25 protein-coding genes and 1 riboswitch are annotated in these 25,758 nt (G+C 69.9%); of the genes, 6 read left to right on the top strand and 19 right to left on the bottom strand.

Annotation, left to right across the window (positions count from 1 at the left end; genetic code table 11):
- From thiL to CDO46_RS26700, 7 genes are all read right to left on the bottom strand, one after another.
- On the bottom strand, window positions 1-775 hold a 775-nt coding region (gene thiL / locus CDO46_RS26670; protein WP_140416921.1), incomplete at its 3' end, for a thiamine-phosphate kinase.
- A gap of 30 nt (window positions 776-805) precedes the next feature.
- Window positions 806-1,273 (bottom strand): transcription antitermination factor NusB, encoded by a 468-nt coding sequence (gene nusB / locus CDO46_RS26675; protein ID WP_087841604.1) that lies wholly within the window; start codon window positions 1,271-1,273, stop codon window positions 806-808.
- On the bottom strand, window positions 1,266-1,787 hold the full coding sequence (gene ribH / locus CDO46_RS26680; RefSeq protein ID WP_087841605.1) for a 6,7-dimethyl-8-ribityllumazine synthase: 522 nt from the start codon (window positions 1,785-1,787) through the stop codon (window positions 1,266-1,268). Before ribH ends, nusB begins: the two co-directional genes overlap by 8 nt.
- Window positions 1,784-2,974, bottom strand: coding sequence for a bifunctional 3,4-dihydroxy-2-butanone-4-phosphate synthase/GTP cyclohydrolase II (gene ribBA / locus CDO46_RS26685; RefSeq protein ID WP_087841606.1), 1,191 nt, complete (start codon window positions 2,972-2,974; stop codon window positions 1,784-1,786). The genes ribH and ribBA overlap by 4 nt, the downstream gene beginning before the upstream one ends.
- A gap of 123 nt (window positions 2,975-3,097) precedes the next feature.
- Window positions 3,098-3,874, bottom strand: a complete 777-nt coding sequence (locus tag CDO46_RS26690) for a sulfurtransferase (protein WP_087841607.1) — start codon at window positions 3,872-3,874, stop codon at window positions 3,098-3,100.
- A gap of 34 nt (window positions 3,875-3,908) precedes the next feature.
- Entirely contained in the window at window positions 3,909-4,889 is a 981-nt protein-coding gene (locus tag CDO46_RS26695) for an XdhC family protein (protein WP_087841608.1), read from the bottom strand.
- Between the two features lie 62 nt (window positions 4,890-4,951).
- A complete protein-coding gene (locus tag CDO46_RS26700) occupies window positions 4,952-5,869 on the bottom strand; it encodes a hydroxymethylglutaryl-CoA lyase (protein WP_087841609.1) in 918 nt (305 codons plus the stop codon).
- A gap of 176 nt (window positions 5,870-6,045) precedes the next feature.
- On the opposite strand from CDO46_RS26700, the gene CDO46_RS26705 reads away from it, so the two are divergent.
- On the top strand, window positions 6,046-6,888 hold the full coding sequence (locus tag CDO46_RS26705; RefSeq protein ID WP_087841610.1) for an SDR family NAD(P)-dependent oxidoreductase: 843 nt from the start codon (window positions 6,046-6,048) through the stop codon (window positions 6,886-6,888).
- A 52-nt stretch (window positions 6,889-6,940) separates the two neighbouring features.
- On the opposite strand, the gene CDO46_RS26710 is transcribed toward CDO46_RS26705, so the two are convergent.
- The gene (locus CDO46_RS26710; RefSeq protein ID WP_087841611.1) at window positions 6,941-7,693 is read right to left on the bottom strand and encodes a GntR family transcriptional regulator; all 753 of its coding nucleotides are present in this window, start codon (window positions 7,691-7,693) and stop codon (window positions 6,941-6,943) included.
- Between the two features lie 163 nt (window positions 7,694-7,856).
- Between CDO46_RS26710 and CDO46_RS26715 the strand changes: the two genes are divergently transcribed.
- Window positions 7,857-9,284 (top strand): NAD-dependent succinate-semialdehyde dehydrogenase, encoded by a 1,428-nt coding sequence (locus CDO46_RS26715; RefSeq protein ID WP_087841612.1) that lies wholly within the window; start codon window positions 7,857-7,859, stop codon window positions 9,282-9,284.
- Here the strand turns inward: CDO46_RS26715 and CDO46_RS26720 are convergent.
- The 7 genes from CDO46_RS26720 to CDO46_RS26750 form a co-directional block, all read right to left on the bottom strand.
- Entirely contained in the window at window positions 9,271-10,428 is a 1,158-nt protein-coding gene (locus CDO46_RS26720; RefSeq protein ID WP_087841613.1) for an ABC transporter permease, read from the bottom strand. The two genes, CDO46_RS26715 and CDO46_RS26720, sit on opposite strands and share 14 nt — an antisense overlap.
- Window positions 10,428-11,702, bottom strand: coding sequence for an ABC transporter permease (locus CDO46_RS26725; protein WP_176400852.1), 1,275 nt, complete (start codon window positions 11,700-11,702; stop codon window positions 10,428-10,430). Before CDO46_RS26725 ends, CDO46_RS26720 begins: the two co-directional genes overlap by 1 nt.
- A 4-nt stretch (window positions 11,703-11,706) precedes the next feature.
- Complete coding sequence (locus tag CDO46_RS26730) at window positions 11,707-12,684, bottom strand: HlyD family secretion protein (protein ID WP_087841614.1); 978 nt, start codon at window positions 12,682-12,684, stop codon at window positions 11,707-11,709.
- Between the two features lie 21 nt (window positions 12,685-12,705).
- Complete coding sequence (locus tag CDO46_RS26735) at window positions 12,706-14,145, bottom strand: TolC family protein (RefSeq protein WP_243724687.1); 1,440 nt, start codon at window positions 14,143-14,145, stop codon at window positions 12,706-12,708.
- Window positions 14,146-14,251: 106 nt separating this feature from the next.
- Window positions 14,252-15,025 carry an SDR family NAD(P)-dependent oxidoreductase gene (locus tag CDO46_RS26740; RefSeq protein WP_087841615.1) on the bottom strand — a complete coding sequence of 258 codons (774 nt, stop codon included), beginning with the start codon at window positions 15,023-15,025 and terminating at the stop codon, window positions 14,252-14,254.
- A 3-nt stretch (window positions 15,026-15,028) separates the two neighbouring features.
- The gene (locus CDO46_RS26745; protein ID WP_087841616.1) at window positions 15,029-16,003 is read right to left on the bottom strand and encodes a tripartite tricarboxylate transporter substrate binding protein; all 975 of its coding nucleotides are present in this window, start codon (window positions 16,001-16,003) and stop codon (window positions 15,029-15,031) included.
- A 37-nt stretch (window positions 16,004-16,040) separates the two neighbouring features.
- A complete protein-coding gene (locus tag CDO46_RS26750; protein ID WP_087841617.1) occupies window positions 16,041-17,312 on the bottom strand; it encodes a Rieske 2Fe-2S domain-containing protein in 1,272 nt (423 codons plus the stop codon).
- 155 nt (window positions 17,313-17,467) lie between these two features.
- On the opposite strand from CDO46_RS26750, the gene CDO46_RS26755 reads away from it, so the two are divergent.
- On the top strand, window positions 17,468-18,232 hold the full coding sequence (locus CDO46_RS26755) for an IclR family transcriptional regulator (RefSeq protein WP_243724688.1): 765 nt from the start codon (window positions 17,468-17,470) through the stop codon (window positions 18,230-18,232).
- 10 nt (window positions 18,233-18,242) lie between these two features.
- Here the strand turns inward: CDO46_RS26755 and ribD are convergent, their stop codons facing one another.
- From ribD to glyA, 3 genes are all read right to left on the bottom strand, one after another.
- Window positions 18,243-19,355 carry a bifunctional diaminohydroxyphosphoribosylaminopyrimidine deaminase/5-amino-6-(5-phosphoribosylamino)uracil reductase RibD gene (ribD, locus tag CDO46_RS26760; RefSeq protein WP_087841754.1) on the bottom strand — a complete coding sequence of 371 codons (1,113 nt, stop codon included), beginning with the start codon at window positions 19,353-19,355 and terminating at the stop codon, window positions 18,243-18,245.
- A gap of 48 nt (window positions 19,356-19,403) precedes the next feature.
- The gene (gene nrdR, locus CDO46_RS26765; RefSeq protein ID WP_087841618.1) at window positions 19,404-19,877 is read right to left on the bottom strand and encodes a transcriptional regulator NrdR; all 474 of its coding nucleotides are present in this window, start codon (window positions 19,875-19,877) and stop codon (window positions 19,404-19,406) included.
- Between the two features lie 207 nt (window positions 19,878-20,084).
- A complete protein-coding gene (glyA, locus tag CDO46_RS26770) occupies window positions 20,085-21,332 on the bottom strand; it encodes a serine hydroxymethyltransferase (protein ID WP_087841619.1) in 1,248 nt (415 codons plus the stop codon).
- 155 nt (window positions 21,333-21,487) lie between these two features.
- Window positions 21,488-21,623: riboswitch (ZMP/ZTP riboswitch) on the bottom strand.
- A gap of 117 nt (window positions 21,624-21,740) precedes the next feature.
- On the opposite strand from glyA, the gene CDO46_RS26775 reads away from it, so the two are divergent.
- Window positions 21,741-22,676, top strand: a complete 936-nt coding sequence (locus CDO46_RS26775; RefSeq protein WP_087841620.1) for a 2-hydroxyacid dehydrogenase — start codon at window positions 21,741-21,743, stop codon at window positions 22,674-22,676.
- Between the two features lie 30 nt (window positions 22,677-22,706).
- Here the strand turns inward: CDO46_RS26775 and CDO46_RS26780 are convergent, their stop codons facing one another.
- A complete protein-coding gene (locus tag CDO46_RS26780; protein WP_087841755.1) occupies window positions 22,707-23,720 on the bottom strand; it encodes a tripartite tricarboxylate transporter substrate binding protein in 1,014 nt (337 codons plus the stop codon).
- Between the two features lie 199 nt (window positions 23,721-23,919).
- On the opposite strand from CDO46_RS26780, the gene CDO46_RS26785 reads away from it, so the two are divergent.
- Together CDO46_RS26785 and CDO46_RS26790 are read left to right on the top strand one after the other, a co-directional pair.
- On the top strand, window positions 23,920-24,921 hold the full coding sequence (locus CDO46_RS26785; protein WP_165963390.1) for a tripartite tricarboxylate transporter substrate binding protein: 1,002 nt from the start codon (window positions 23,920-23,922) through the stop codon (window positions 24,919-24,921).
- 26 nt (window positions 24,922-24,947) lie between these two features.
- Window positions 24,948-25,757, top strand: a complete 810-nt coding sequence (locus CDO46_RS26790) for a class II aldolase/adducin family protein (RefSeq protein ID WP_087841622.1) — start codon at window positions 24,948-24,950, stop codon at window positions 25,755-25,757.
- Window position 25,758 lies beyond the last annotated feature (1 nt).

Here is a 25,758-nt window from a genome sequence, read left to right on the forward strand (position 1 = left end):
CCAGCGCGCAGCGCCGCCGCCAGGGCGCCGGCAGGGCCGCCACGGCCGGCGACACCGGCACGTCATCGGCGCACAACCGTGCGCCGCATCCGCTGGCGGCCAGGACATGGCCGAGATCCTGCAGCAGGCCGTCCGAGATGTCGATCGCCGCGCTGGCCAGGCCGCGCAGCGCCAGCCCCAGCGCCACCCGCGGCTCGGGCCATTCGAGCGCGCCGCGGGTCGCCGCCAGCACCGCCGCCCGGTCCGCCACCGGTACGTCCCGCTCGCCCAGCAGCAGGCGCAGCGCGAGATCGGCGTCGCCCAGCGTACCCGACACCCAGATGTCGTCGCCAGGGCGGGCGCCCGAGCGGCGCAGCGCCGCCTGGGCGGGCACGCTGCCGAAGATCGTGATGGACAGGGTCGTGCCCGCGTCGCTGCGCGTGGTGTCGCCCCCGACCAGGGGACAGCCGTAGGCGTCGGCCAGCGCGAACAGGCCGGCGGCGAAGGCCGAGAGCCAGGCATCGTCCACGCGCGGCAGCGCCAGCCCCAGCACGAAGGCCGTCGGTTTCGCGCCCATGGCGGCAAGATCGGACAGGTTCACGGCCAGCGACTTGTGGCCCAGCGCGCGTGGATCGACGTCGGGAAAGAAGTGGCGCCCTTCCACCAGCAGGTCGGTGCTGACCGCCGTGGCGTCGGCCGAGGGCGAGAGCAGCGCGCAGTCGTCGCCCACCCCCAGCATGCCCGCCGGCGCCGTCCGGGTGAAATGCCGGCGGATGAGTTCGAACTCACCGCTCATGCCAGCTCCCCCGGCCCGGGCCAGGCACCGTCAACCCCGACGGCCGGCCTGGACCTCGGCGGCGCGGACTTCGGCCGCGAGCTTGTCCAGCACGCCGTTGACGAACTTGAAGCCGTCGGTGCCACCGAAGGACTTGGCGAGTTCGACGGCCTCGTTGATGACGACCTTGTACGGAATCTCGACGTGGTTCTGCAGCTCGTAGGTGCCGATCAGCAGGATGCCGTGCTCGACCGGCGACAGCTCCTCGACCTGGCGGTCGAGGAAGGGCGCGAAGCGTTCGCGCAACGCGGCCGCGTCGCGGGCGGCGCCGTACAGCAGCGCCTTGTAATGGCCCAGGTCGGCTTCGGCGAAACCCTCGCCGTCCTGCATGTGGGCGTCGATCTCGCCCATCTCGCCGGCGTCGCCCCCCTTGAGCAGCCACTCGTACACCCCTTGCAGGGCGAACTCGCGCGCGCGGCGGCGCGCGCTGCGCGCGTTCTGGCGGCTGGCCTCAGTCATCCTGTTCTTCCTCGTCGTCGAAATCTTCGTCGTCCTCGTCCTCGTCGTCCTCCTCGGGCTCGAGGGTGGCCAGCAGGTTCGCCATCTCGACGGCGGTCTGCGCGCAGTCGCGGCCCTTGGTCGCGGCGCGCTCCACCGCCTGCTCCTCGGTTTCCGTGGTGAGCACGCCGTTGGCGACGGGGATGCCGGTCTCGAGCGCGACGCGGCTGATGGCCGCCGCGCTCTCATTGCTGACCACTTCGAAGTGGTAGGTCTCGCCGCGGATCACCGCGCCCAGGGCGATCAGTCCGTCGAACTCACCGGTGTGGGCGAGCTGGGCCAGCGTCACGCCCAGTTCCAGGGCGCCGGGCACCGACACGACCATGATGTCGCGCTCGTCCACGCCCAGCTTGCCGAGTTCTTCCAGGCAGGCCTGCAGCTGCAGTTCGCCGATGTTTTCATTGAAGCGGGAGCGCACGATGCAGATATGCAGCCCTTCGCCATTCAGATCGGGAGTCATGGTATAGGGGTTCATGATGGGGCGCCGTCCTTGGTGGGGGGTTGGTCATGGCCGGCCTCGTAGCCGGTCACGGTAAGGGAGAAGCCGGTCATGCTGGGCATGCGGACCGGCCGTGCCAGCAGCTTCATGCTGCCGACGTTCAGGTCTTTCAGGATCTGCGCGCCCACGCCATAGGTGCGCAAGTCCATGCGCACCGGCGCGTCGCCGCAGGCCGCGCCGGTGCGGTCCTGGTCGATCAATTGCTGGAACTCGGCCGCCAGGTCGCTGGCCGTGCCGTCGCAGTTGAGCAGGATGACCACGCCGGATTCGGCCTGGGAAATGGCTTCCAGGGCGCTGGGCACGCTCCAGCTGTGCGTGCTGCGGGCCACTTCCAGCACGTCGAGCAGCGACGTGGGCTCGTGCACGCGCACCAGGGTCTCGCGCTCGGGATGGATCTCGCCATGGACCAGCGCGAGGTGGGGCGCGCCGCTGGGCGTATCGCGGTACATCACCGCGCGAAAGACGCCGTGCGCCGTGCGGATCGGCCGCTCGGCCACGCGCTGCACCAGCGACTCGTGTTCGCTGCGGTACTGGATCAGGTCGGCGATGGTGCCGATCTTGACGCCGTGCTGGCGCGAGAACTCGATCAGGTCGGGCAGCCTGGCCATGGAGCCGTCGTCCTTGAGCACTTCGCAGATGACCGAGGCGGGCGTGAGCCCCGCCATGGCGGTCAGGTCGCAACCGGCTTCGGTGTGGCCGGCCCGCGCCAGCACGCCGCCGCGGGCCGCCTTCAGCGGAAAGATGTGGCCGGGCTGCACCAGGTCGGACGGCTTGGCGTCGCGCGCCACGGCGGCCTGCACCGTGCGGGCCCGGTCGGCCGCCGAGATGCCGGTGGTCACGCCCTGGGCGGCTTCGATGGAAACGGTGAAATTGGTACCGTGCTTGGTGCCGTTGGCCGACACCATGAGCGGCAGGTTCAACTGGCGGCAGCGCTCTTCGGTCAGCGTCAGGCAGATCAGGCCCCGTCCGTAGCGGGCCATGAAATTGATGGCCTCGGGCGTGACGAACTCGGCTGCCATGACGAGGTCGCCTTCGTTCTCGCGGTCCTCCTCGTCGACCAGGATGACCATGCGGCCGGCGCGCAGCTCGGCCACGATTTCCGGCACCGACGAGATCGCCGAGGAGCCGCCGGGGGTGGGAACGGGAGAAATGAATGCAGACATGAAGATCGTCCGGCGCGGGGTTGCGGGGTTGTACCGGCGGCGGCGCGGGCGGTCGGCCGATACGGGGAAACCGGGTATTTTACCCGGATGCCGGGACAGCAAGGGGGCGGCGCGCAGCGCAGCCTACGGCGCCGGGATCGGGTCGTCCACCCCGTCCAGCCGGGGCCTCAGCGCCGGATCCAGCGACTCGCGCCCGTCGAACACGAAGCACTCGCCGTCGTAGCCCTCCCCGCCGGTTTCCTCGAAATACTTCAGGATGCCGCCCTCGAGCTGGTAGACGTGCTCGACGCCGGCTCGCGCCATGTAGATGGCCGCCTTCTCGCAGCGGATGCCGCCGGTGCAGAAACTCACCACGGTCTTGCCCGCCAGGTCGTTCCGGTGCGCCTGCACGGCCGCCGGGAATTGCGTGAAGCGGGAAATGCGCCAGTCGATCGCGCCCCGGAAGGTGCCGTGATCGACCTCGAAGGCATTGCGGGTGTCCAGCATGACGACCTCCCGCCCTTCGTCGTCCCGGCCCTGGCGCAGCCAGCGGGCCAGCGTGCGGGCCTCGACGGCCGGCGCGCGCCCCTCCTCGGGACGGATGGCCGGATGATCCATGCGGATGATCTCGCGCTTGATCTTCACCAGCAGCTTGCGAAACGGCACCCGGGCGGACAGGCTTTCCTTGACCTCGATACCCGCCAGCCGGCCGCCGAAGTCCGGACCATGCCGCAGCCACTCCAGCCAGGCGTCGATGCCCGGGCGGGTGCCGGCCAGGAACAGGTTGATGCCCTCGTGCGCCAGCAGCACCGTGCCCTTCAGTCCGCACGCCAGGGCCCGGTCGCGCGCCGCGGCCTGCAGCGCGGGCAGGTCGTCCAGGGTCAGGAAACGGTAGGCGGCGATGTTGACGACGGCGGGCACGGCGGGGATCCGGAAAACGACGAGGCGCGATAGTTTACGCGCCGGCGCCCGGCGCCTCGAATTCGAGCTTGTGGAAGCCGTAGCGCTCGGCCGTCATGTGGGCCAGGATGGCCACGGCGATCTCGGGCGGCGTGCGGGCCCCGATGCGCAGGCCCACCGGGCCGTGCAGCCGGGCCACCTCGTCCGGGGTCAGGTCGAACTCGACCAGCCGCTCGCGGCGCTTGGCCTGGTTGGCCCGCGAACCGATGGCGCCAACGTAGAAGGCCTGGGACTTGAGCGCCTCCAGCAGCGCCAGGTCGTCCAGCTTGGGATCGTGGGTCAGCGCGACGATGGCCGTATGGCGATCGGGGCGCATCTCGGTCACGGTATCGTCGGGCATGGTGGTCACCAGCCTCGCGCCCGGCACCTCCCAGCCCTGCGTATATTCCTCGCGCGGATCGCAGACGATGACCTCGTAGTCCAGCGCCAGCGCCATCTGCGCCAGGTACTGCGACATCTGCCCCGCGCCTATGATCAGCAGGCGCCAGCTCGGCCCGTGGGTGGCAACCAGCTCCGAGTCGGTCAGCGACAGCGTGTCGGCACGGTCGCGGGCGGCCTCCAGCACGGCGCGGCCGGTGGCCAGGTCCAGCCGGCGCAGCACCCGATGCCCCTGGGTCAGCTCCGCCAGCAGCTCTTCCACGCCACTATGGTCGGCGACCGGCTCCAGGACCAGTTCCAGCGTGCCGCCACAGGGCAGGCCGAAACGCGTGGCCTCCTCGGCCGAGACACCGTAGCGCACCACGCTGGGCACGCCGGTGGGCCAGGCGCCGGTGCGCGCCTTGTCCGACAGGTCGTCCTCGATGCAACCGCCCGACACCGAACCGGCGATCGAACCGTCGCCGCGCACGGCCACCATCGCGCCGATGGGCCGGGGCGCCGAGCCCCAGGTGCGCGTCACCGTGCCCAGCACGACCTCGTGCCCTTCCCGCCGCCACTGGGCCAGGCGCCGCAGGACGTCCAGATCGACGTTGTCCATCGTCGTACCCACTCCACGTCATTCTCAGGACGCCATGATAGTCCACGACGCGGCCGGGACCGCTATGCGCAGGCCTGCGGCGCCGGGGCCGGAAAGCGGCCGGCGCGGCTGACGCCGCCGATGGCGGGCCGCTGCAGCCGCTCACCCAGCCACTGCGCCGTCCGCAGCACGGCGTCCAGGTCGATGCCGGTGGCCACGCCCATGCGCTCGAGCATGTAGACGACGTCCTCGGTGGCGATGTTGCCGGTGGCCGCCGGGGCGAAGGGGCAGCCGCCGAAACCGCCCGTACTGGCGTCCAGGGCATCCACGCCCGCTTCCAGCGCCGCCAGCACGTTGGCGATGCCGGTATTGCGCGTATTGTGGAAATGGCAGCGCAGGCGCGCGTGCGGCGCCAGCGCGCGCGTGCCCGCCAACAGCTCGCGTACCTGGCTCGGCACCCCGCAGCCTATGGTGTCGGCCAGCGCGATCTCGTCCGGCCGGGCCGGCAGCAGCGACTCCACCAGGGCCAGCACCCGTTGCGCGGGCACCTCGCCCTCGAAGGGGCAGCCGAAGGCGGCGCCGACGGTGACGGAGGTACGCATGCCGGCCGCCCGCGCGCCCGCCAGGATGGCCGAGGCGGCCGCGACCACCTCGGCCACGCCCGCGCCCTGGTTCTTGCGCGAGAAGGTCTCGCTGGCGACCACCACCACGTTGGCCTCGTCGCAGCCGGCCGCCCGCGCCCGCGCCAGGCCCGGCTCGTTGAGCACCAGGCCGATCAGCGACAGGCCCGGACGGCGCTCGACGCCCGCCATGACGGCCTCGGCATCGGCCATCTGCGGCACCCGCTTCGGATTGACGAAACTCGTCGCCTCGATCCGCCTGCCGCCGGCATCGGCGATGCGGCGGATCAGCTCGATCTTGTCAGCCGCGGGCAACAGCACGCGCTCGTTCTGGATGCCGTCGCGCGGTGCGACGTCGATGATCTCCACGTGGCCGTCCATGCCGGGTCCCCCGTATCTGTGGTCAGGGGCAGTATAACTTTGTCCGGACAAATCGACATCGCGGCGCCTCAGAATGCCCCTGCGCCCCCGCCAAGCCGCTACACTGGGACATGCACGGCGCGATACGGGCACCGGACGGTGCGGCCGCGTGGGCGCCTCTTCCAGGAGCGAACGTCATGACGGCAGATTACACGGCATCCCTGCGCGACCGCGTCGTGCTGGTCACCGGCGGCACGCGCGGACTGGGACGCGAAATGGCGCTGGCGCTGGTGGCGGCGGGCGCCCGGGTGGCGATCACCGGCGCCCATGCCTCGGACGCCATGCACGAGACCATGGCGCAGGCCCAGGCCACGGCCGGCATCGGGCGCATGTTCGCCATCGTCGCCGACGTCACGCGCTTCGAGCACTGCTCGCGCGCGGTGGCCGAGATCCGCGACCATTTCGGCGCGCTGCACGTGCTGGTGAACAATGCCGGCATAGGCATGGGCGTCATCAGCGACACCTTCACCACCGAGCCCGCGCGCTTCTGGCAGACCGACCCGCAGGCCTGGCGGGCGATCATCGACACCAACATCAACGGCGCCTTCAACATGGCGCGCGCCGCCGCACCGCTGATGGTGGCCCAGGGTTTCGGCAAGATCATCAACATCTCGACCAGCGACCAAACCATGGTGCGCCGGGGCTATTCGCCCTACGGGCCGAGCAAGGCCGCGCTGGAGGCCGCCTCGCGCATCTGGGCCCAGGACCTGGCGGGCACGGGCGTGGACGTGAACGTCTATCTGCCCGGCGGCGCGGCCGACACCGATTTCCTTCCCGGCGGTCCCAACAGGAAAGGCGCCGACGGCAACCTGCTGCCCGCCTCCATCATGCGGCGCGGCATCCTGTGGCTGTGCTCGGACGCCTCCAATGGCCGCACCGGCGAACGCTACATCGCGCGGCTGTGGAATGAATCGCTGCCGGCCGAACTGGCCGCCGAAGGCGCCCGCGCGCCGCACGTGGACAAGCCGGCCATCATGTAGGCGCCCCGGGCAAGGCCGGACCGAGCACATGAACCCCTAAGGCCGGTTCCCGCTAACCCCGGCGCTCGATCTCCATCCGGTAACTGAAGCTGGCCGCAGGGTGCCAGTTGAACGAACAGATGACGCTGCCCACCGCCGAGAAATAGTGGCGGATCAGGCACAGCGCGATCGCGTCGGCCCGCTCGTCCAGCAGCGGCCGCAGGTGGGCCGGCATGGGCTCGGCGCGGATCTCCTGCGTGGCCCGCACGATGGGCTCGCCCGCGCGCGCCTCGATGTGGGCATAGAAGGGTCCCACGCAGCCGGGCAGCTCGGGTCCTATCCAAGCCAGCCGCTCGGGCAGGAAGGAACTGGTGCAGCAGATAGGCGTGCCACCCCGCTCGGTCCAGCGCACGCTGTCCACCTGCAGCCAGCGGTCGCCCTCGCGCGCGCCCAGCATGGCGGCGGTGGCCGCGTCCAGCGTCACCAGGGTCGAGGCGCGGATTTCCACGTGCGTGTCCAGCGCATACTGGAACAGGTCGGACAGCGAGGCGATCGACTGCTGGTAGGCCCGTCGCGACCGTGACGCAAGCACCACCGTCCCGGCTCCGGGGCGGCGTTCGACCATGCCGTGCTCGACCAGGCGGGCCAGCGCGGCGCGTATCGTGTAGCGGCTGGCCTCGAACTCGCGGCACAGTTCGCCTTCGGTGGGGACGTGGCCGCCCACCGGATAGATGCCGTGCTCGATGCGAGCCAGCAAGGCATCCAGGATCTGCCGGTAGCGGGGGCTGTCGCCGGGCTGTGTTTTCGGGTGTCGTCCTGCCGGCATGCCGCGGGAAATACGCAAGGTTCGGGGTAGGGAAAAGTACCCGGGAAGATAGCATGCGGGGCGGGCGGTTCATGCGGAAAATCGCCAGGCCGTGCTAGTCTATGGGGTTGCTTTTCGCTTCCGGAGTCCGGAACGTCCCGGACTCCGACCTCAGGAGACTGGCATGTATCAGGACCTCGCCCTTTACATCGACGGCGAATTCATCCAAGGCGGCGATCGCCGCGAGCAGGATGTCATCAATCCTGCCACCCAGGAAGTGCTCGGCAAGCTGCCGCACGCCTCGCGCGCGGATCTGGACCGGGCCCTGGCGGCGGCCCAGCGGGCCTTCGAAAGCTGGAAGAAGACCTCGCCGCTGGAGCGTTCGCGCATCCTGCGCAAGGTGGCCGAACTGGCGCGCGAGCGTGCCCAGGACATCGGGCGCAACCTGACGCTGGACCAGGGCAAGCCGCTGGCCGAGGCCGTGGCCGAGATCATGACCTGCTCCGAGCATGCAGAATGGCATGCCGAGGAATGCCGCCGCATCTACGGCCGGGTGATTCCTCCCCGCAACCCGGCGGTGCGCCAGTTCGTCGTACGCGAGCCGGTGGGCGTCTGCGCCGCGTTCACGCCCTGGAACTTCCCGTTCAACCAGGCCATCCGCAAGGTCTCCGCGGCCGTCGCCGCCGGCTGCACCATCATCCTGAAGGGTCCGGAAGACACGCCCAGCGCGGTCGTGGCCATGGCCCAGCTGTTCCACGACGCCGGGCTGCCCCCCGGCGTGCTGAACATCGTCTGGGGCGTGCCCAGCGAAATCTCCACCTACCTGATCGAGTCGCCCATCGTGCGCAAGATCTCGTTCACCGGATCGGTGCCGGTGGGCAAGCAGCTGTCGGCGCTGGCCGGCGCCCACATGAAGCGCACCACGATGGAACTGGGCGGCCATTCCCCGGTGCTGGTCTTCGACGACGCCGACGTCGAGCCGGCGGCCGAGATGCTGGCGCGCATGAAGATCCGCAACGCCGGCCAGGTCTGCATATCGCCGACCCGCTTCTACGTCCAGGAAAAGGCCTACGACAAGTTCGTGGCGCGCTTCGCCGACACCATCGCCTCCATCAAGGTCGGCGACGGCCTGGGCAAGGGCGTGGAAATGGGCCCCCTGGCCCACGAGCGCCGGCTGATGGCCATGGAAACCTTCCTGGACGACGCCAGCCAGCGCGGCGGCCGTGTCGTGACGGGCGGCTCGCGCATGGGCGAAAAAGGCTATTTCTTCTCGCCCGCGGTCGTGACCGACATCCCCGACGACTCCAAGCTGATGACCGAGGAGCCCTTCGGCCCCATCGCCCCGGTCACGCGCTTCAAGACCATCGAGGAAGTGCTCAAGCGAGCCAACAGCCTGCCCTTCGGCCTGGCCTCGTATGTGTTCACGAACTCGCTCAAGACCGCGACCGCCGTGTCCAACGGCCTGGAAGCCGGGATGGTCAACATCAACCACTTCGGCGTCGCCCTGGCCGAGACGCCCTTCGGCGGCGTGAAGGACTCGGGCATAGGCAGCGAAGGCGGCGTCGAGACCTTCGACGGCTACCTGGTGACCAAGTTCATCACGCAGATTTGACGTCCCCGCGGAGCGTCCCCGGCTCCCGGGGACGCATCCACCAGGCCAGCGCGGCAAAGCCCGCCAGCGCCCAGGCCGCCAGCCACGACAGCGATCCCGCCACGTCGGCCAGCGGCACCCCCATCTGGTTCAGCCTGAGCGAGGCATCGATGCCGGCGGTGCTGGGAAAGATCCAGCGTGCCGCCTGCAACACGGGCGGCAGGCTTTCCACCGGCCACGCGAATCCGGACAGGAAGGCGATGGGCAGCGACGTGAACAGCCATACCTGCAAGGCCTGCTCGCGGTCCTTGAGCCAGGCGCCCAGCAGCGCCCCCGCCACGCTGATCGCCGGGGCATAGCAAAGCAGCAGGACCAGCGCCCCCAGCGGGTTGCCGCCACGCGGGTAGTCCTGCAACCAGAAGATCCAGCCGAAATAGACCAGCCCCGCGACCAGACCGGCGGTGGAGAAGGCCAGCACGCGCCCCAGCCAGACCCTGGCCGGCGCCCGCAGGCGGCCGGCCTCGGCCCAGGTGCCGGCCAGCATCGCGACGCCCATCAGCAGCGTCTGCTGCATGATGATCAACGCCACCGCCGGCACGACGTAGCTGCCATAGCCGCCGGTGGGGTTGTAGAGGGCCACGGCGCTGACGCCGACCGGGCTGCGGCCTGCCATGGCCTGGTTCCGCCCCTGCCCGTGCGCGGTACGCTGCGCGATCTCGATGCCGGCCGACACCGTGCCGACGACGGCCGTGAAGCCGGTCATCACCGCCTTGTTGTAGAGCGCGTAGCTGCCGTTGGTGCTGACCACGACCGGCGCCGGCCGGCCGCGCAGCACATTGCGCCTGAGGTCTCGCGTCAGCAGCGCATAGCCTTCGATCTCGCCCCGCCACATCGCCTGCCGTGCCGTCTCTTCGTCGCCGGTCACCATCGCCACGCGCAGGTCCGGGCTGGCATCGGCGTAGCGCACGATCTGGCGCGACAGGCTGGAGTGGTCCAGGTCCACGATGGCCACCGGCACGCGTTGCAGGACCTCGGTGGCATAGGGCCAGGGATAGAAGAATCCGTAGAAGACCGGGGCCAGCACGATCAGCAGCAGCGCGCCCTTGTCGCGCAGCAGCTCAGCCAGGGTGTCTCGCCAGGCCGCGGCCCAGCCGCGCGCGTCCATCAGCGGCCTCCCCAGCGCGCGGGCTCGGCCGCCACGCGGCACAGCAGCCACGCGCCCGCCAGCGCCAGCAGCGCCGCGCCCAGCGGCATCAGCACGAAGGCCGGCAACGAATGGCGCAGGGGCGCAGCCATCTGCAATTGCTCCACCTGCAGGCGGATGTAGTGCGTATAGGGCAGCACCAGCGCCCAGGCACGCGCACCGGCCGGCATGGCGGCCAGCGGGAAGCCCATGCCGCTGAAGGCGAAGGCCGGCGCCGTCACGATGCCGGCCAGCGACAAGGCCGTGCGCAGGGATCGCGTCGCCAGCGCGGCGGCGGCCCCCATCGCGATCGACAAGGCAATGAAAGACATCAGGGCCACGGCTACCCACGGCAGGCTGCCGGGCGGATGCCAGCCCCGGCCCCAGGTCAGCCACAGCAGGGCCGCCAGGCCCACGGCGGACAGCCCCGCCCACGGCCACGCGAGCTTGCCGGCCAATGCCGCCAGGGCCGGCCCCGCCGCGACGCGCACGCCGCCGTCGGGACGGGCCTGCGCGCCCGTGGCCGCCGCCAGCCAGGCGCCCACCGTGCGGTCGCGGATCTCCCGGCCCACGGTCCAGGCGCCGGCCGTCATCCCCAGGATGTGCAGCAGCGCAGGGACCAGCGCGGCCGCCAGGAATTGTTCGTAGTTGAGACTGGGGTTGAACAAGGCCAGCGAACTGGCCCGAACCGGCTCGGCGCTGACCGCCACCGACTGCGCCGGCTCGCCGCGGCGGTTGCGCGCTGCCATCTCGACGCCGGCCGACAGTGTCATGGCCACGGTCTGCACATCGCGCAGAACCAGGCCCGACACCGTGTAGAACTGCGCGTTGTGGTAGAGCGTGACGTGGCCGCTGGCCCCGCGCTTGATGTCGCGGGAGAAGTCGCGCTCGACCGCCACCACCGCGTAGACGTCGCCCCGCTCCATGCCGGCCCGCGCCTCGGCCAGGCTGGCGTCGCGCCGCGCGACGCGCAAGCCCGGCGCCGCCTCCAGCATGCGCGCGAACTGGCGCGACAGGGCCGAATGATCGCCGTCCACGACGGCGATGGGCAGGCGCGTGGGAATGCCGGCCGAGAACATCCACCACAGCAGCAGCACGGCCAGCAGCGGTACCCAGCTGATCATGGCCAGTTCGCGCGGATGCCGGCGCAGCCACGCGGCCTCCCGGCTCGCCGCGCGCCGGAAGGCGCCCGGCCGCGCTTCGCGGGGCGCGGCCCCGCCGGCCGTATGCGGGGGAGGTCCCGCCGCTGCGCTCATGGCGTCACCGTACCAGCACGCTCATGCCCGGGCGCGCGCCTTCTATCGGCGCCTGCGGACGAGCCCGGACCTCGAAGGTGCGGACGTCGAACCCCTGGCTGGCGCGGGTGGTGCGCCAGGTGGCGAAGTCGGGCAGCACGGAGACGTAATAGACCTTGAAATCCGCGCGGCGGTTGTCCAGCGCCGGCAGTTCGGCCTGGAAGCTCGAGCCGACGGCGAAACGCGAGAGCCGATCCTCGCGCACGTTGATGACGACCCACTGGTCGGCCAGATCGACCACTGTGGCCACCGCCACGCCCTGCGGCGACAGCTCGCCGACCTTGGCATAGACCTTGGCGATCTCGCCGGCCACGGGGCTTTTCAGATTGACCTCGGCCTCGGCCGCCTCGACCTCGGCCAGCGCGCCGGCCACCTGCCGGGCCTGGCCCGCCGCCGCCTCCTTGTCCTCGGGCCGCGCGCCGTCCAGCGCAAGCTGGTACTGCGCCCGCGCCGCCAGCGCCGCATCGCGCGAAGCGTGGTAGTTGGCGCGCGCCTCGTCACGCTTCTGCTCGGCCACCAGCCCTTCGCGGGCAAGGTTGTCCACGCGGCGGAACGAGACCTCGGCCAGGTCGGCCGCCGCCTGCGCACGCTGCCAGTTCAGCTGCGCCATCGTGATCTCCTGCGGGCGGGCACCGCGATCGGCCTTGGCCTGCACCGCGCGCGCCGCCGCCAGCGCGCCCTGGGCCTGGGCCATCTTGGCGGCCACCTCGGGGCTGTCCAGGCGCACCAGCAACGCGCCACGCTCCACCTTGTCGCCTTCTTTCACCGCCACCTCGGCCACCCGCGCCGAGATCTTGGCGGCGACGTCGGTCTCCTGGGCTTCCATGTAGCCCTGGAACTGCTCGGGCGCGGGCCGCGACGCGCGCCAGAAGCCATAGGCGACGACGGCCAGCACCAGCATGCCGGCAATGGCAATGGCGAGAGTGGATTTTCTTGCGCTCATGGCAGCTCGGTCTCGTTGTCGTCAGGGGCCGCGGACAGGATCGGCGGCCACGGCCGCCAGCGGCAGGCGCACGTCCGCCCGTTCGATGTAACGCGTCAATTCGCCGCCCAGCCCGCTGGCCTCCAGCAGTTCGGCCAGGGACTGGATGTAGTCGTAGGCGGCCTGCGCCCTTTCGGTCTGCACCTTGGCGCGGTTGGTCTCGGCATCGATCAGGTCCGTGGCGGTGCTGACGCCTTCGCGCAGGCCGCTGGTGCGCAGGCGCACCACCTCGTCGGCCAGTTCGACGCTGGCGCCGGTCGCCAGGAACTGGCGGCGCGCCTGATCCACCGCGCGCCACTTGCTTTCCACCAGCAGGCTGATGTCCTGCCGCGCCTGGGCCTCGGTCAGCCGGGCCTGGAGAATGGTCTTGTCGCTGGCGGCGTCCAGCGCCGGCCGGTCCAGCGAATCCCACAGCGTCCAGCGCACGCCCACGCCCACCAGCCAGCTGCCGTTCTCGCTGCGGATCTGGTGCCCGCCGAAGGCGAACACCTGCGGGCGCCGCGTGGCGGTTTCCACCGCATGCAGCTGGCGCGCCTGTTCTTCCTTGGCCGCGACCTTGCCCAGCGCGGGATGTCCGCGCATGGCGGCCTCCAGGAAGTACGACAGCGGTTCGATGGACTGGGTCAGGATGAACAGCGGCGTCGAAGGCCGCACGGCCTCGTCCATGCGCAGCGTGCGGCCCAGGGCCACCTGCGCCAGTTCGAGCGTGTCCTGCGCCTTGCGCTCTTCCCGCCGCGCATCTTCCAGCGCGACCCGTGCCTGCAGCCGGTCGACGCGGGCAATCGTGCCTTCGGCCATCATACGCTCGGCCGCGCGGTCGTGTTCGCCGATGGCGCGCAGGGCCTCGCGGCGCAGGTCCCATGCGCGCGCGGCGAGCTGCGCGGCGAAATAGCGCTTGGCCAGCGTGGTCTGCACTTCGTAGCCGGCCTGGGTCGCGTCCGCGCGCGCTTCGTCGGCCTGGGCGTTGACCAGGCCGCGCGCCGCGTCGGTGGCCCCGCCCAGATAGAGCGGCCAGATGCCGATCAGGGATTTGTTGGTCAGGGAGCCGCGCCGCTCCAGTTCCACGCTGGAAGGCAGGGGCAGTGGAATACCGATGTTGTTCAGCCCCGACAGGCTGAGATTGGCGTTGGCTTCGTAGCGGATGTGGGAGGCGGACACGCTGAGCGAGGGCCCGCCCAGATGGCGCACACCTTCGAGCTGGAGTTCCTTGCTTTCGACCGCCGCCCGCGCCGCGCCCAGCTTGTCGGATCGCGCCAGTACCTGCTGCTGCGCCGCCTGATAGCTCAGGGCGGGCAGCGCCTGGGCCGCCGCGCCCGCATGCAGGACAAAGGCCAGCCAGGCCGCAAACCCACCCGCCTTCCGCCGCCATTGCCCATCACCACTTGGGCGATACCTCCGGCCCCCGGACGTCGACGCATGCACGGATCCCGTCCCCCTGACAAGTTCGGCGGAGCCGGGCACCCCCTCGCCGGCCACGCTTCATGGGGACATGATAAAGAAAACGGGCCGGTAGTGCGCATCTTGCGCATCACATCGCCGACAGGCCCCCATCGACCAGCACGTGGGTCCCGGTCATGAACGAGGCTTCGTCCGAGGCCAGCCACAGCACGGGCCAGGCGATTTCCTCGGGTGCCGCCCAGCGGCCCAGCAGGGAGGTATCGCTGCGCTCGCCCTTCAACTGCTCGATCGCCTGGCCGCGCGCCCGGGCCCGGTCCACGTGGAACTCGGTCAGGGTCGATCCCGGACATACGGCGTTGACGCGCACGCCGTGCGACGCTTCCTCGAACGCCAGCGTGCGGGTCATCGCCAGCAGGCCGGCCTTGGTCGCATCGTAGATGCCCATGCCCGCCCTGCCCGTCACCGCGTAGCACGACGACACGATCACCAGGCTGCCCCTGCCCGACTCGCGCAGGGCGGGCAGCGCGGCACGGCAGTAATTGGCCGTACCGACCAGGTTCACGTCCACCATGGCGCGCCACTCCTCGGGCCGGGCTTCGGACAGGCGCGAGTAGTTGCGCATGGCCGCGTTGCAGACCAGGACGTCCAGCCCGCCCCAGGTCCGCCGGGCCAGCTCGGCCGCGTTCAATGCCGCATCCTCGTCGGCCACGTCGGCGGCCAGGCACTCGACCCGGGCCTCCGGATGCTGCTCGCGCAGCGCCGCGGCGCTGCGCGCCAGCGCGTCGGCATCGCGGTCCACCAGCAGCACCGCCGCGCCTTCCAGACAGAAGACCCGGGCGATGGCGGCGCCTATGCCCGCGCCGCCGCCGGTGATCAGGGCCCTGCGTTCTGCGAGTCTGGCCATGGCTTACCCCGCCTTCGCGCCGGTGGCCTTGATGACCTTGCCCCAGCGTTCGACTTCGGTCCGTATCCACGCGCCGAACTGTTCCGGCGTGTTGGCCACGACCTCGAACTCCATGTCGCGCAGCTTCTGCTGCACGTCGGGCATGTGCAGGATCTTCACGATCTCCTTGTTGTAGCGGTCGATGATGGGACGCGGCGTGCCGGCCGGCGCCAGGAAGCCGATCCACGACGTGGCAACGAAGTGGGGATAGCCCGACTCGATCATGGTCGGAATGTCGGGCGTGCTGGGAAAGCGCTTCTCGCCCGTCGAGGCCAGCAGCCTGAGCCGCCCTTCCTTCACATACTGCTGGACGTTGCCGGGCACCATGAAGGCTGCCTGCACGTTGCCCGCCACCAGGTCGACCAGGGCCGGCGAGGCGCCGCGATAGGGCACGTGCGTGGCGCTCAGCCCCGAGGCCTCGTTCAGCATCTCCATGGTCAGGTGCGAGGCGCTGCCCGTGGCCACCGACCCGTACGACAGCTTGCCCGGATGGGCCTTGGACCAGGCCACCAGATCCGCCACGCTCTTGACCGGCAACCCCGGATTGACCACCAGGTACTGCGGCGAGCTGACCGCGAGCGTGATCGGCGCCAGGTCGGTGACCGGATCGTAGGGCATGTTGTCGAACAGCGTCTTGTTGATGGCGATGGGCCCGTTGTAGCCCACCAGCAGCGTGTAGCCGTCCGGCGGCGACTTGGCCACCAGGTCCGCGCCGATGTTGCCGCCTGCGCCCGGCTTGTTCTCGACGATGACCGGCTGCCCCAGTATGCCTTCGAGCTTAGACGCCACCAGCCGTCCCAGCACGTCGTTGGTGCTGCCCACGATGGGAACGATGATGCGCACGGGCTTGGTGGGTGCCCATTCGCCGGCGGCCGCGGCCGCCGGCACGACGGAACAGACGGCGAGCGCACAGGCCGCCTTGCGTAGCAATGCATGCATGAAAGTCTCCTTACCCTCTCGTTATCGAAGCGGCCGGCTACACGCTGTAGACCGGCTCGTTCAAGCCGTCCGCCAGGTGTTTCCTGGCCCACTCCATCGGATCCGCGCCACGGTCCAGCAAGACGCCCGCAGCGCGCACGCGCTGCGCGGCGCCGTCCAGCGCCGGCGGCTCCGAACCGTTGGCCAGCCCCACGGCGGCTTCATGCAGCATGCGGCGCGCCATGACGATGGCGCGATCCGTGGGCAGCAGCCGTTCGGCCTCATGGTTCTGGATGGGGCCCATGCTTTCCTGCAGCGACGCATCCTGCATGGCGAAGCCGAACACGCCGCTGTAGGCGCGCTTCTCCTTCTGCGCCACGCGGTCGATCAGGTAGTCGTTGTCCTTGTTCGCCAGGGGGCGGAAGGTAACGGGATCGCAGGGCGCATGGATGCCCCGGCCCGCGTCCAGGTCCGCGCGCTCCTGTTCGGACAGCGGCTTGTCGGGATGGAAGTTGATGCTCCAGGCCCAGCAGTTGTGATCGTCGATGGGAACCCAGACGTGCCCGCCCAGGGCGTGGTCGCCGAACGGCGGGATCAGCGTGAACCACGGGAACAGCCACTGGGTGATGCGCCAGTAGTACGAATCGGGTTCGCCATTGCGGCGGCCGTACAGGGACAGGCCGAACTCGTTCTTCTCGATGTCGAACACCACGTTGCCGTCGGCCTTGATGTAGTCATTGGCCTTGGTGCCCTGGTGCAGCGGATCCACGTCGACTTCGTAGCGGTGCACGTACGACACGTGGCTGGTATCGATGCCGCCTTCCATGGCTTGCAGGTAGTTGGACTCCTGCAGCCGCTTGGACACGTAGATATGGCTTTCCGGCAGGCAGCACCACTCCACCTCGGGCAGGCTGGGCTGGGTTTCCGGCGGCCCCATGTAGGCCCACACGATGGAGCCGCGCTCGATGCACGGATAGGCCTTGATGCCCATGCGGCTGCAGCTTTGCGGCGCCGACGGCACGTCCACGCACTCTCCCAGGCGGTTGAACTTCAGGCCGTGGTAGGCGCAGCGGATGCCGTCCTCTTCATTGCGGCCGAAGTACAGCGACACGCCGCGGTGCGAACAGAACTCGTCGATCAGCCCCGCCTGCCCGCTGCTGTCGCGGAACGCCAGCAGCTTCTCGCCCATGATCTGCACGCGCACCGGGGGACAGTCGGGCTCGGCGATCTCGCTCGATTTCAGGATGGGGACCCAGTAGCGCCGCAGCAGATTGCCCATGGGCGTGCCCGGGCCGGTGCGCACCAGGATTTCCGAGGTTTCCTTGTTCATGACTCCACTGCCTCCTGCAGGAAATGTCCGTTCTATGATAATTGAGTCCATTCTACGGACATAAAACGGAATGTCAATGGGCAGGCGCCCACGGAACCGGGCGTCGGCTCGGCTACGATGTCGGGCTGGATGGACAGAGACGAACGAGGAAAGGCGTGGCGGAAACCGAGAAACCGGGCGAAAGCGTGCGGGCCGTGGACCGGGCCCTGGAAATCCTGCTGGCCTTCACGGCCACGGACTACGAGCTGACGGTGGGGCAATTGCTCAAGCGCGTGGACCTGAGCCGGCCCACGCTGTACCGCCTGCTGTACACGCTGGAGCAGTGCGGCTTCGTGGTATCGGAGGGCGATCCGCAGAAATTCCGCCTGGGGCCCTCGGTGGGCCAGCTCGCCCACGTCTGGACTTCCAGCCTGGACCTGAGCGCGCTGGCGGCGCCGCCCATGCAGCGGCTGCGCGAGCAGACCGGCGAGACGGTGGCCCTGTTCGTGCTGCAAGGCGGAGACCGGCTCTGCATCGCCGAGCTGCCCAGTCCCCAGCCCCTGAGCTTCAAGCGCGGCATCGGCTATCGCGAGCGCATATCGGTGGGCGCCAGCGGCCGGGCCATCCTGGCCAACATCGGCCAGGGCGACGAGGACCGCCGCCGCTACGCGGCCGAGCGCGGCCTGGACATCGAGCGGCCGGCCGAAGACCTGGACATGGTGCGGCGCCGGGGCTATGCCGTCAGCAGGGATGAACTGATACAGGGCGCGGTGGCGATCGCCGCGCCCTTCTTCGATCGCAGCGGCCAGGTGGCGGGCTCGCTGGGCGTATTCGGCCCCGGCGCGCGGCTGCCCGCCGATCGCATCCAGGAATTCGGAGAAATGGTGATGCGGGAAGCCGCCGAGCTCTCGCGCACGCTGGGCAGCCGGACGGCGCCCTGACGGCGGCGGATCAGGCCCGCCGCGCGGGCGTGGCGGCCGCGCGAGCCGCCGCCAGCCGCCGCGGGTCCTGCGCCCGCAGCCGGACGTCCGGGCCCAGCCCGCGCACGTCCACGAACTGGAAACGGCGTGCCTGGCCCAGATCCTCGATCAGGGGCAAGCGCGCCATGCCGGCGCCCTCGCCCAACACCATGGGCGCCATGTAGACCAGCAATTCGTCCACGCAGCCCTCCTGCAGCAAGGCGCCGGTCAGCACCGCGCCGGCCTCGGCATGGACTTCGTTGATGTCGTGCTGCCCCAGCCAGCGCATGACGCCGGGCAGGTCGACGCGGCCATCCGCGCCCGGCAGGCAAATGACCCGCGCATTGCGCGCCGCCAGTTCGGCGACCCGCCCGGCATCCTCGCGCGCCGTGAAGACCCAGGTTTCCGTGCCGTCGAGCAGGCGCGCAGCGGCCGGCATGCGCAGATGCGTATCCAGCACGATCTTGCGCGGCGGGCGCGTGGTCGCCACATGGCGCACGTCCAGGCGGGGATCGTCGGCCAGCACGGTGCCGATGCCGGTCAGCACGGCGCAACTGCGCGCGCGCCAGTGATGGCCGTCGGCGCGGGCGGCCTCGCCGGTGATCCATTGCGACCGCCCGTTGGGCAGCGCGCTGCGCCCGTCCAGCGACGCCGCCATCTTCGCCCAGAGCCAGGGGGTGCCGCGGCTCATGCGGGCGACGAAGCCGACGTTCAGCGCCAGCGCCTCGTCCAGGCACACGCCCGCGGTGACTTCGATGCCCGCGGCGCGCAGCCGAGCCAGGCCTTCGCCGTTGACGCGCGGATTGGGATCGCCCATCGCCACGACGACCCGCGCCGGCGCGGCGGCGACCAGCGCATCGACGCATGGCGGCGTGCGGCCATGGTGGCTGCAGGGTTCCAGCGTGACGTAGACGGTGGCGCCTGCCACCGACAAGCCGCGCGCCTGCGCGTCGCGCAGCGCCCGCACCTCGGCATGCGGCCCGCCCACGGGCTGGGTCGCGCCTTCGCCCAGGACCTGGCCGTCGCGCACGATGACGCAGCCCACGCGCGGATTCGGCGAAGTCGTATACATGACGCCGTCGGCCAGCGACAGCGCGCGCCGCATCCAGGCGGCATCCTCGGGACGTTCGGGAATGTCGGCGCTCATCGGCGATCAGGACTTCGCGCCGGGAGGCCGGGGCCCCTGGACCTCGCGCACGACGTCGGTGAATTCATCCACGTCCTCGAAGCTCTTGTAGACCGAGGCAAAGCGGATGTAGGCGATCTTGTCGAGCTTCTTGAGCTCCTGCATGACTAGCTCGCCCACGCGCTCGGAGGGCACCTCTCGCAGGCCGCTGGTCATCAGGGCTTCCTCGATGCGCGTGACGGCGGCTTCCACCGCGTCGGCGCTGACGGCCCGCTTGCGCAGCGCCAGCATCAGGCTGCCGCGCAGCTTGCCCTGGTCGTACTCCGACCGGCTGCCATTGCGCTTGACCACCGCCGGCAGCGACAACTCCACCCGCTCGTAGGTGGTGAAGCGCCGATCGCAATGCGTGCAGCGGCGGCGCCGTCGAATGGCGCTGCCCTCTTCCAGCACCCGGGTGTCCATCACCTGGGTGTCCTCATGGCGACAGAAAGGACACTTCATCTGCGGTCCTCGGCCAAAATGGCGTCCATGCGTGCGACTCCCTCTTTAAGACCAGCCCCCCAGGGCGCAGCGGATCCGGCTTTGCCGGTCCGCCAGCGCCGCCCCCTTGAGGGGGCGCCCGAAGGGCGCAGGGAGTGGTCTTTCCTACCGGTCCGCCAGCGCCGCCCCCTCGAGGGGGCGCCCGAAGGGCGTAGGGGGTGAGCCCTACTACCCACCATAGACCGGGAACTTCGCGGTCAGGGCGTTGACGCGCTCGCGCACGGCCGCGATGTTGGCCTCGTCGCGCGGGTTGTCCAGCACGTCGGCGATGAGGTTGGCGGTCAGGCGGGCCTCGTCTTCCTTGAAGCCGCGCGTGGTCATGGCCGGCGAACCGACACGCACGCCGCTGGTGACGAAGGGCTTTTCCGGATCGTTCGGGATCGCGTTCTTGTTGACCGTGATGTGAGCCTGGCCCAGCGCCAGTTCGGCGTCCTTGCCCGTGATGCCCTTGGCGCGCAGGTCCACCAGCATGACGTGGCTCTCGGTGCGTCCGGACACGATGCGCAGGCCGCGTTCGACCAGCGTCTCCGCCATCACCTTGGCGTTGGCCACGACCTGGGCGGCATACTGCTTGAACGAGGGATCCAGCGCTTCCTTGAAGGCCACGGCCTTGGCGGCGATGACGTGCTCCAGCGGACCGCCCTGGATGCCCGGGAAGATGGCGGAGTTGACGGCCTTCTCGAACTCGGCCTTGCACATGATCAGTCCGCCGCGCGGGCCGCGCAGCGACTTGTGCGTGGTCGAGGTGACGAAATCGGCGTGCGGGACCGGGTTGGGATAGGCGCCGCCGGCGACCAGGCCGGCGTAGTGGGCGATGTCCACCATGAACAGCGCGCCGTTGGCCTTGGCGATCTCGGCGAAACGGGCGAAGTCGATGCGCAGCGCATAGGCCGAGGCACCGGCCACGATCAGCTTGGGCTTGTGCTCGGCGGCCAGGCGCGCGACCTGGTCGTAATCGATTTCTTCCTGGGCGTTCAGGCCGTAGGACAGGAAGTTGTAGAGCTTGCCCGAGGCATTGACCGGCGAGCCGTGCGTCAGGTGGCCGCCCTCGGCCAGGCTCATGCCCAGCACGGTGTCGCCGGGCTTGAGCACGGCCATGTACACGCCCTGGTTGGCCTGCGAGCCCGAGTTGGGCTGCACGTTCACGGCGTCGGCGCCGAAGATCTGCTTGGCGCGGTCGATGGCCAGCTGCTCGACGATGTCCACGAACTCGCAGCCGCCGTAATAGCGCTTGCCGGGATAGCCTTCGGCGTACTTGTTGGTGAGCTGCGTGCCCTGCGCCTGCATGACGGCCGGGCTGGCGTAGTTTTCCGAGGCGATCAGCTCGATGTGCTGTTCCTGGCGCTGGTTTTCCAGCTCGATGGCGGACCAGAGCTCGGGATCGGCCTGGGCGATGGTGCGGTTGCGGTCGAACATGACGGTTTCCTTCCTGTGCAGAACGGGGGGCCAACCGACGGATTCAACGCGACGGCCAGCCGATATGACGGAAACCGCGCCACATCGCCCTGCTGCGCCTGCGCGGCAGGGCAGCCGAAACGAAAGACGGCGTGACGCGATCTACGAATCTGCCTAACGGCTGCCCAGGCGAACGGCGGGCGGCGCGGCCACGCCCCGGACGGGACGAACCTAACCGCCGAAACCCTGCGCTTCCTTGTGGTAAACCCACCTAGGCCCCGAAGCCTAGAGTCGCCAGTCACGCAGGGTGAAGGCAAGAATTAGTTTACCCCAGTCTCGAGCGCCCTGGCGCACGTCTGCGCGGCGGCGCAACATGGGCTATCGTGGCACCCTGACCGCGACCGACAACCGACTTCCAGGACTCTCCCGATGAAGCACCGCATCCTGCAGATCGCCTCCATCACGCCCGCCGTCGACGCCCGCCTGGCGCGCGACTACGACATCGCCCCACTGTGGAAGCAGGCCGACCCCGCCGCCTTCCTGGCCGAGCACGGCGCCGGGTTCGAAGGCATCGCGATCCACGTGCGCGACGCCTGTGGCGCCGACATCCTGAATGCCCTTCCCAATGCCCGCGTCATCGCCAACTTCGGCGTGGGCTACGACAAGATCGACGTCGAGACCGCCAAGCGCCAGGGCATGCAGATCAGCAACACGCCCGAAGTGCTGGACGGCTGCGTCGCCGACCTGGCCATGGGCCTGGCGATCGACGTGGCGCGCGGCATTTCCGTCACGACCCGCTTCGTCCGGGCCGGCGGCTGGAAAACCGGCCAGCGCCCGCTGATGACGCGCGTGCACGGCAAGAACATGGGCCTGCTGGGCTTCGGCGGCATCGGCCAGGCCATCGGCCGGCGCGCCGCCGGCTTCGACATGGACGTGCGCTACCACACGCGCCGGCCGGTCGCGGGCACCCCGTACCGGCACGAGCCCTCGCTGGTGGAACTGGCCCGATGGGCCGATTTCCTGGTGGTGGCCTGCCCCGGCGGCGCCGCCACCCGCCACCTGGTGAACGCCGAAGTCATGGAGGCGCTGGGCCCGCAGGGCATCCTGGTCAACATCGCGCGCGGCAGCGTGGTCGACGAAGCCGCGCTGGTCCGGGCCTTGCAGGAAGGCCGGCTGGGCGGCGCGGGCCTGGACGTGTTCGAGAACGAGCCCGACGTGCCCCAGGCCCTGCTGGAGATGGACAACGTAGTGGCCGTCTCGCACATCGCCGGCTTCACCCGCGAATCGCGGGCGGACATGGAAGCCCGCGTGTGCGACAACCTGGATGCGTATTTCCGGACGGGGCAGGTGCTGAATCCGGTCTGAGCAGCCTCCCGATTCCGCCCGCAACGGCCGCTAGACCGACGCCCCCGAGAACTTCACCACCTCGGACCACTTGCGGCTTTCTTCCTGGACCTTGCGGGCGTACTCGGCCGCGCCGCCCAGCAGTGGCTCGGCGCCTTCGATGCCCAGCTTGGACTGGAATTCGGGCGTGGACGCCGCCTTCAGGATCTCGGCGCCAAGCTGCGCCACGTCCGCCTGCGGCACGCCCTTGGGAGCCAGGATGCCGTAGGTCAGCGTGCTTTCGAAACCCGCCAGCGCGGAAACGCCGGATTCGGCCACGGTCGGCACGTCCGGCAGCAGCGCCAGCCGCTTCGCGCTGGTGACGGCCAGGGCCCGCAGCTTGCCGGCCTTGACCAGCGCCATGGCGGCCGGGATCACGCTGAAACTGAAATCCACCTGGCCGCCGGCCACGTCCGCCAGCGCCGGCGCCGTGCCCTTGTACGGCGCATGGACGGCGCGCGCGCCCAGCGCGTGCAGGAACATTTCCGCCGTCAGGTGGCCGCCCGTGCCGGCGCCGCTGGACGCATAGGACAGGTCGGCATTCTTGGCCTTCAGCGCGTCGGCCAGCTGCGCGACGCTCTTGACGGGCGAGGCCGCCGGCACGACCAGCAGCAGCGCCGACGACGCGAACATCGCGACCGGCTGCAGGTCGGTGGAGGCGTTGAACGACAGGTTCTTGTACAGCGCGGGATTGATGGCGATCGTACCCGTATGCCCGAGCAGGAAGGTATTGCTGTCGGCCGCGGCGCGCACCACCAGTTCCGTGCCAAGGTTGCCGCCGGCGCCCGGCTTGTTCTCGACGATGACGTCCTTCTGGGTCATCGCGTTCAGGCTGTGCGCGAGCTGGCGCGCGAACACGTCGTTCCCGCCTCCCGGCGCGAAGGGCACGATGATGCGGGTCACCCGCTTGCGGCCCTGGGCCCGGGCGCTGGGGGCTGCGGCAGCGGCCAGGCCGAGCGCCGGTGCGGCGGCCAGCAGGCGGCGGCGGGTTGAACGGAAAACGGTGCGGGAGGTGGAAGTGGCCATGTCGGGAAGGTGCGTGGAAATCAAGGCGCAAGCATAGCCGATCGACTTCGGGCGCTCAGACGGCGGAAACCCCTACGGCGAGGGCAGCCATATCAAAACGGCATAACAGCTGTCCATGGAACGCGGTATCGGCCAGCGCCGCGCCCGACCACAATGCTCTTCCAGGCAGGACGACACTGCCGGATCATCAGGAGACGCCATGGACCGCCATCATCGCCCGCCCCCGCGCGGGCTCCTTTCCCCGTTGCTGCTAGCGCTCGCCACCCTCCTGGCCCCGCTGGCGGCGTGGCCGCAGGCCTTCCCGCAGAAGCCGGTCAAGATCGTCGTCGGCTTCGGCCCGGGCGGGCTGGGCGATACCGTGGTGCGTACCCTGGCGCAGAAAATGGCCGAATCCATGGGTCAGAGCGTAGTGGTCGAAAACGCCCCCGGCGCCGGCGGCATCACGGCCGCGTCCATGGTGGCCCGTGCCGCCCCGGACGGTTACACCCTGCTGCTGGTCAGCGGGCAGAACGCGTTCAGCCCTTATCTGTTCAAGTCGCTGCCCTACGATCCGGTCGAGAGCTTCTCGATGATCTCCACCATCGGTACCTTCCACTTCCTGCTGGTGGCCGACAAGGACAGTCCGCTCAAGACCGTCGACGACGTCGTCGGCGCCGCCCGCCGGGATCCGGCGCACTTCAACATTGGCACGATCAGCGTCGGCAGCGCCCAGCATCTTTCCGCGCGCCTGTTCGCGACGATGGCGGGACTGGACGTGCCCATCGTCCCGTTCAAGTCCACCGGCGACGTCATCGCCGCGCTGCGCGGCCGCAATGTGCAGGTGGCGATGGAAACCGTCACGGGCGTGCTGGGCCAGATCCGCGGCGGGTCGCTGCGAGCCATCGCGACCACGGCGCCCGCGCGGATAGGGTTCCTGCCCGACGTGCCCACCATCGCCGAAAGCGGCAACCCGGCCCTGGCCAGGTATGAATCCGATTCGTGGAACGGCATCGTCGCCCCCGCCGGCACGCCGCCCGCGATCGTGCAGAAGCTCAACCAGGAGATCGGCAAGGCCCTGCAGGCGCCGGACGTGCGCCAGCGCTTCATCGCGCTGGGCATAGAGCCGCGCGCCAGCACGCCGGAGGCGCTCAAGGAGGTCTTCCGCAAGGACGCCGCCAAGTGGCGGGTCGTCATCGAAGAAGCAGGCATCGAGAAGCAATGAAACCCGACCAGGCAAACGGAAACGTCATGACCCACCGCAGCACGGCGCCTTCGGCGCCGCAGGAAACGACCGCCGCCATCACCGAGGCGGAAAGACGAACGAGGATAGACCTGGCCGCGTGCTACCGGCTGATCGACCTGTTCGGCATGAGCGACATGATCCTCAATCACATCTCGGCGCGGGTCCCGGGCGACGACGAGCACTTCCTGATCAATCCGTTCGGCATGATGTACGAGGAGATCACCGCGTCCTGCCTGATCAAGGTCGACCTGGCCGGCAAGGTGATCCACAACCCCAATGCGCAGTACACGATCAACCTGCCCGGCTACGTGATCCACAGCGCGATCCATGGCGCGCGCCCGGACGTGGCCTGCGTCCTGCATACCCACACGCCGGCGGGCATGGCGGTCTCGGCCCTGGAATGCGGCCTGTTGCCGCTGAACCAGACCGCGATGCGCTTCGCCGGCGGCGTGGGCTACCACGACTTCGAAGGCGTGGCGGTGGACGTGGACGAGCGCCGGCGGCTGGCCGCCAACCTGGCCGACCGCGACGTCATGATCCTGCGCAATCACGGACTGCTGGCCGTGGGCAGGACCGTGGCCGAGGCCTTCGTCAACATGCAGCGGCTCGAACGGGCATGCCAGACACAGTTGCTGACGCTGTCGGCCGGCAGCCCGCTGCACATGCCGGCGCCGGCCGTGACCGAGCGCGCCTATCAGCAGTTGCGCCACGCGCCCACGCCCAATCCGGACGGCACCCATCCCCCCCACGGCGAACGCGAGTGGCCGGCCCTGCTGCGGATGCTGGACCGACGCGATACGAGCTACCGCGATTGAC

This window comes from Pigmentiphaga sp. NML030171 (assembly GCF_002188635.1).
Lineage (GTDB): Bacteria > Pseudomonadota > Gammaproteobacteria > Burkholderiales > Burkholderiaceae_B > Pigmentiphaga > Pigmentiphaga daeguensis.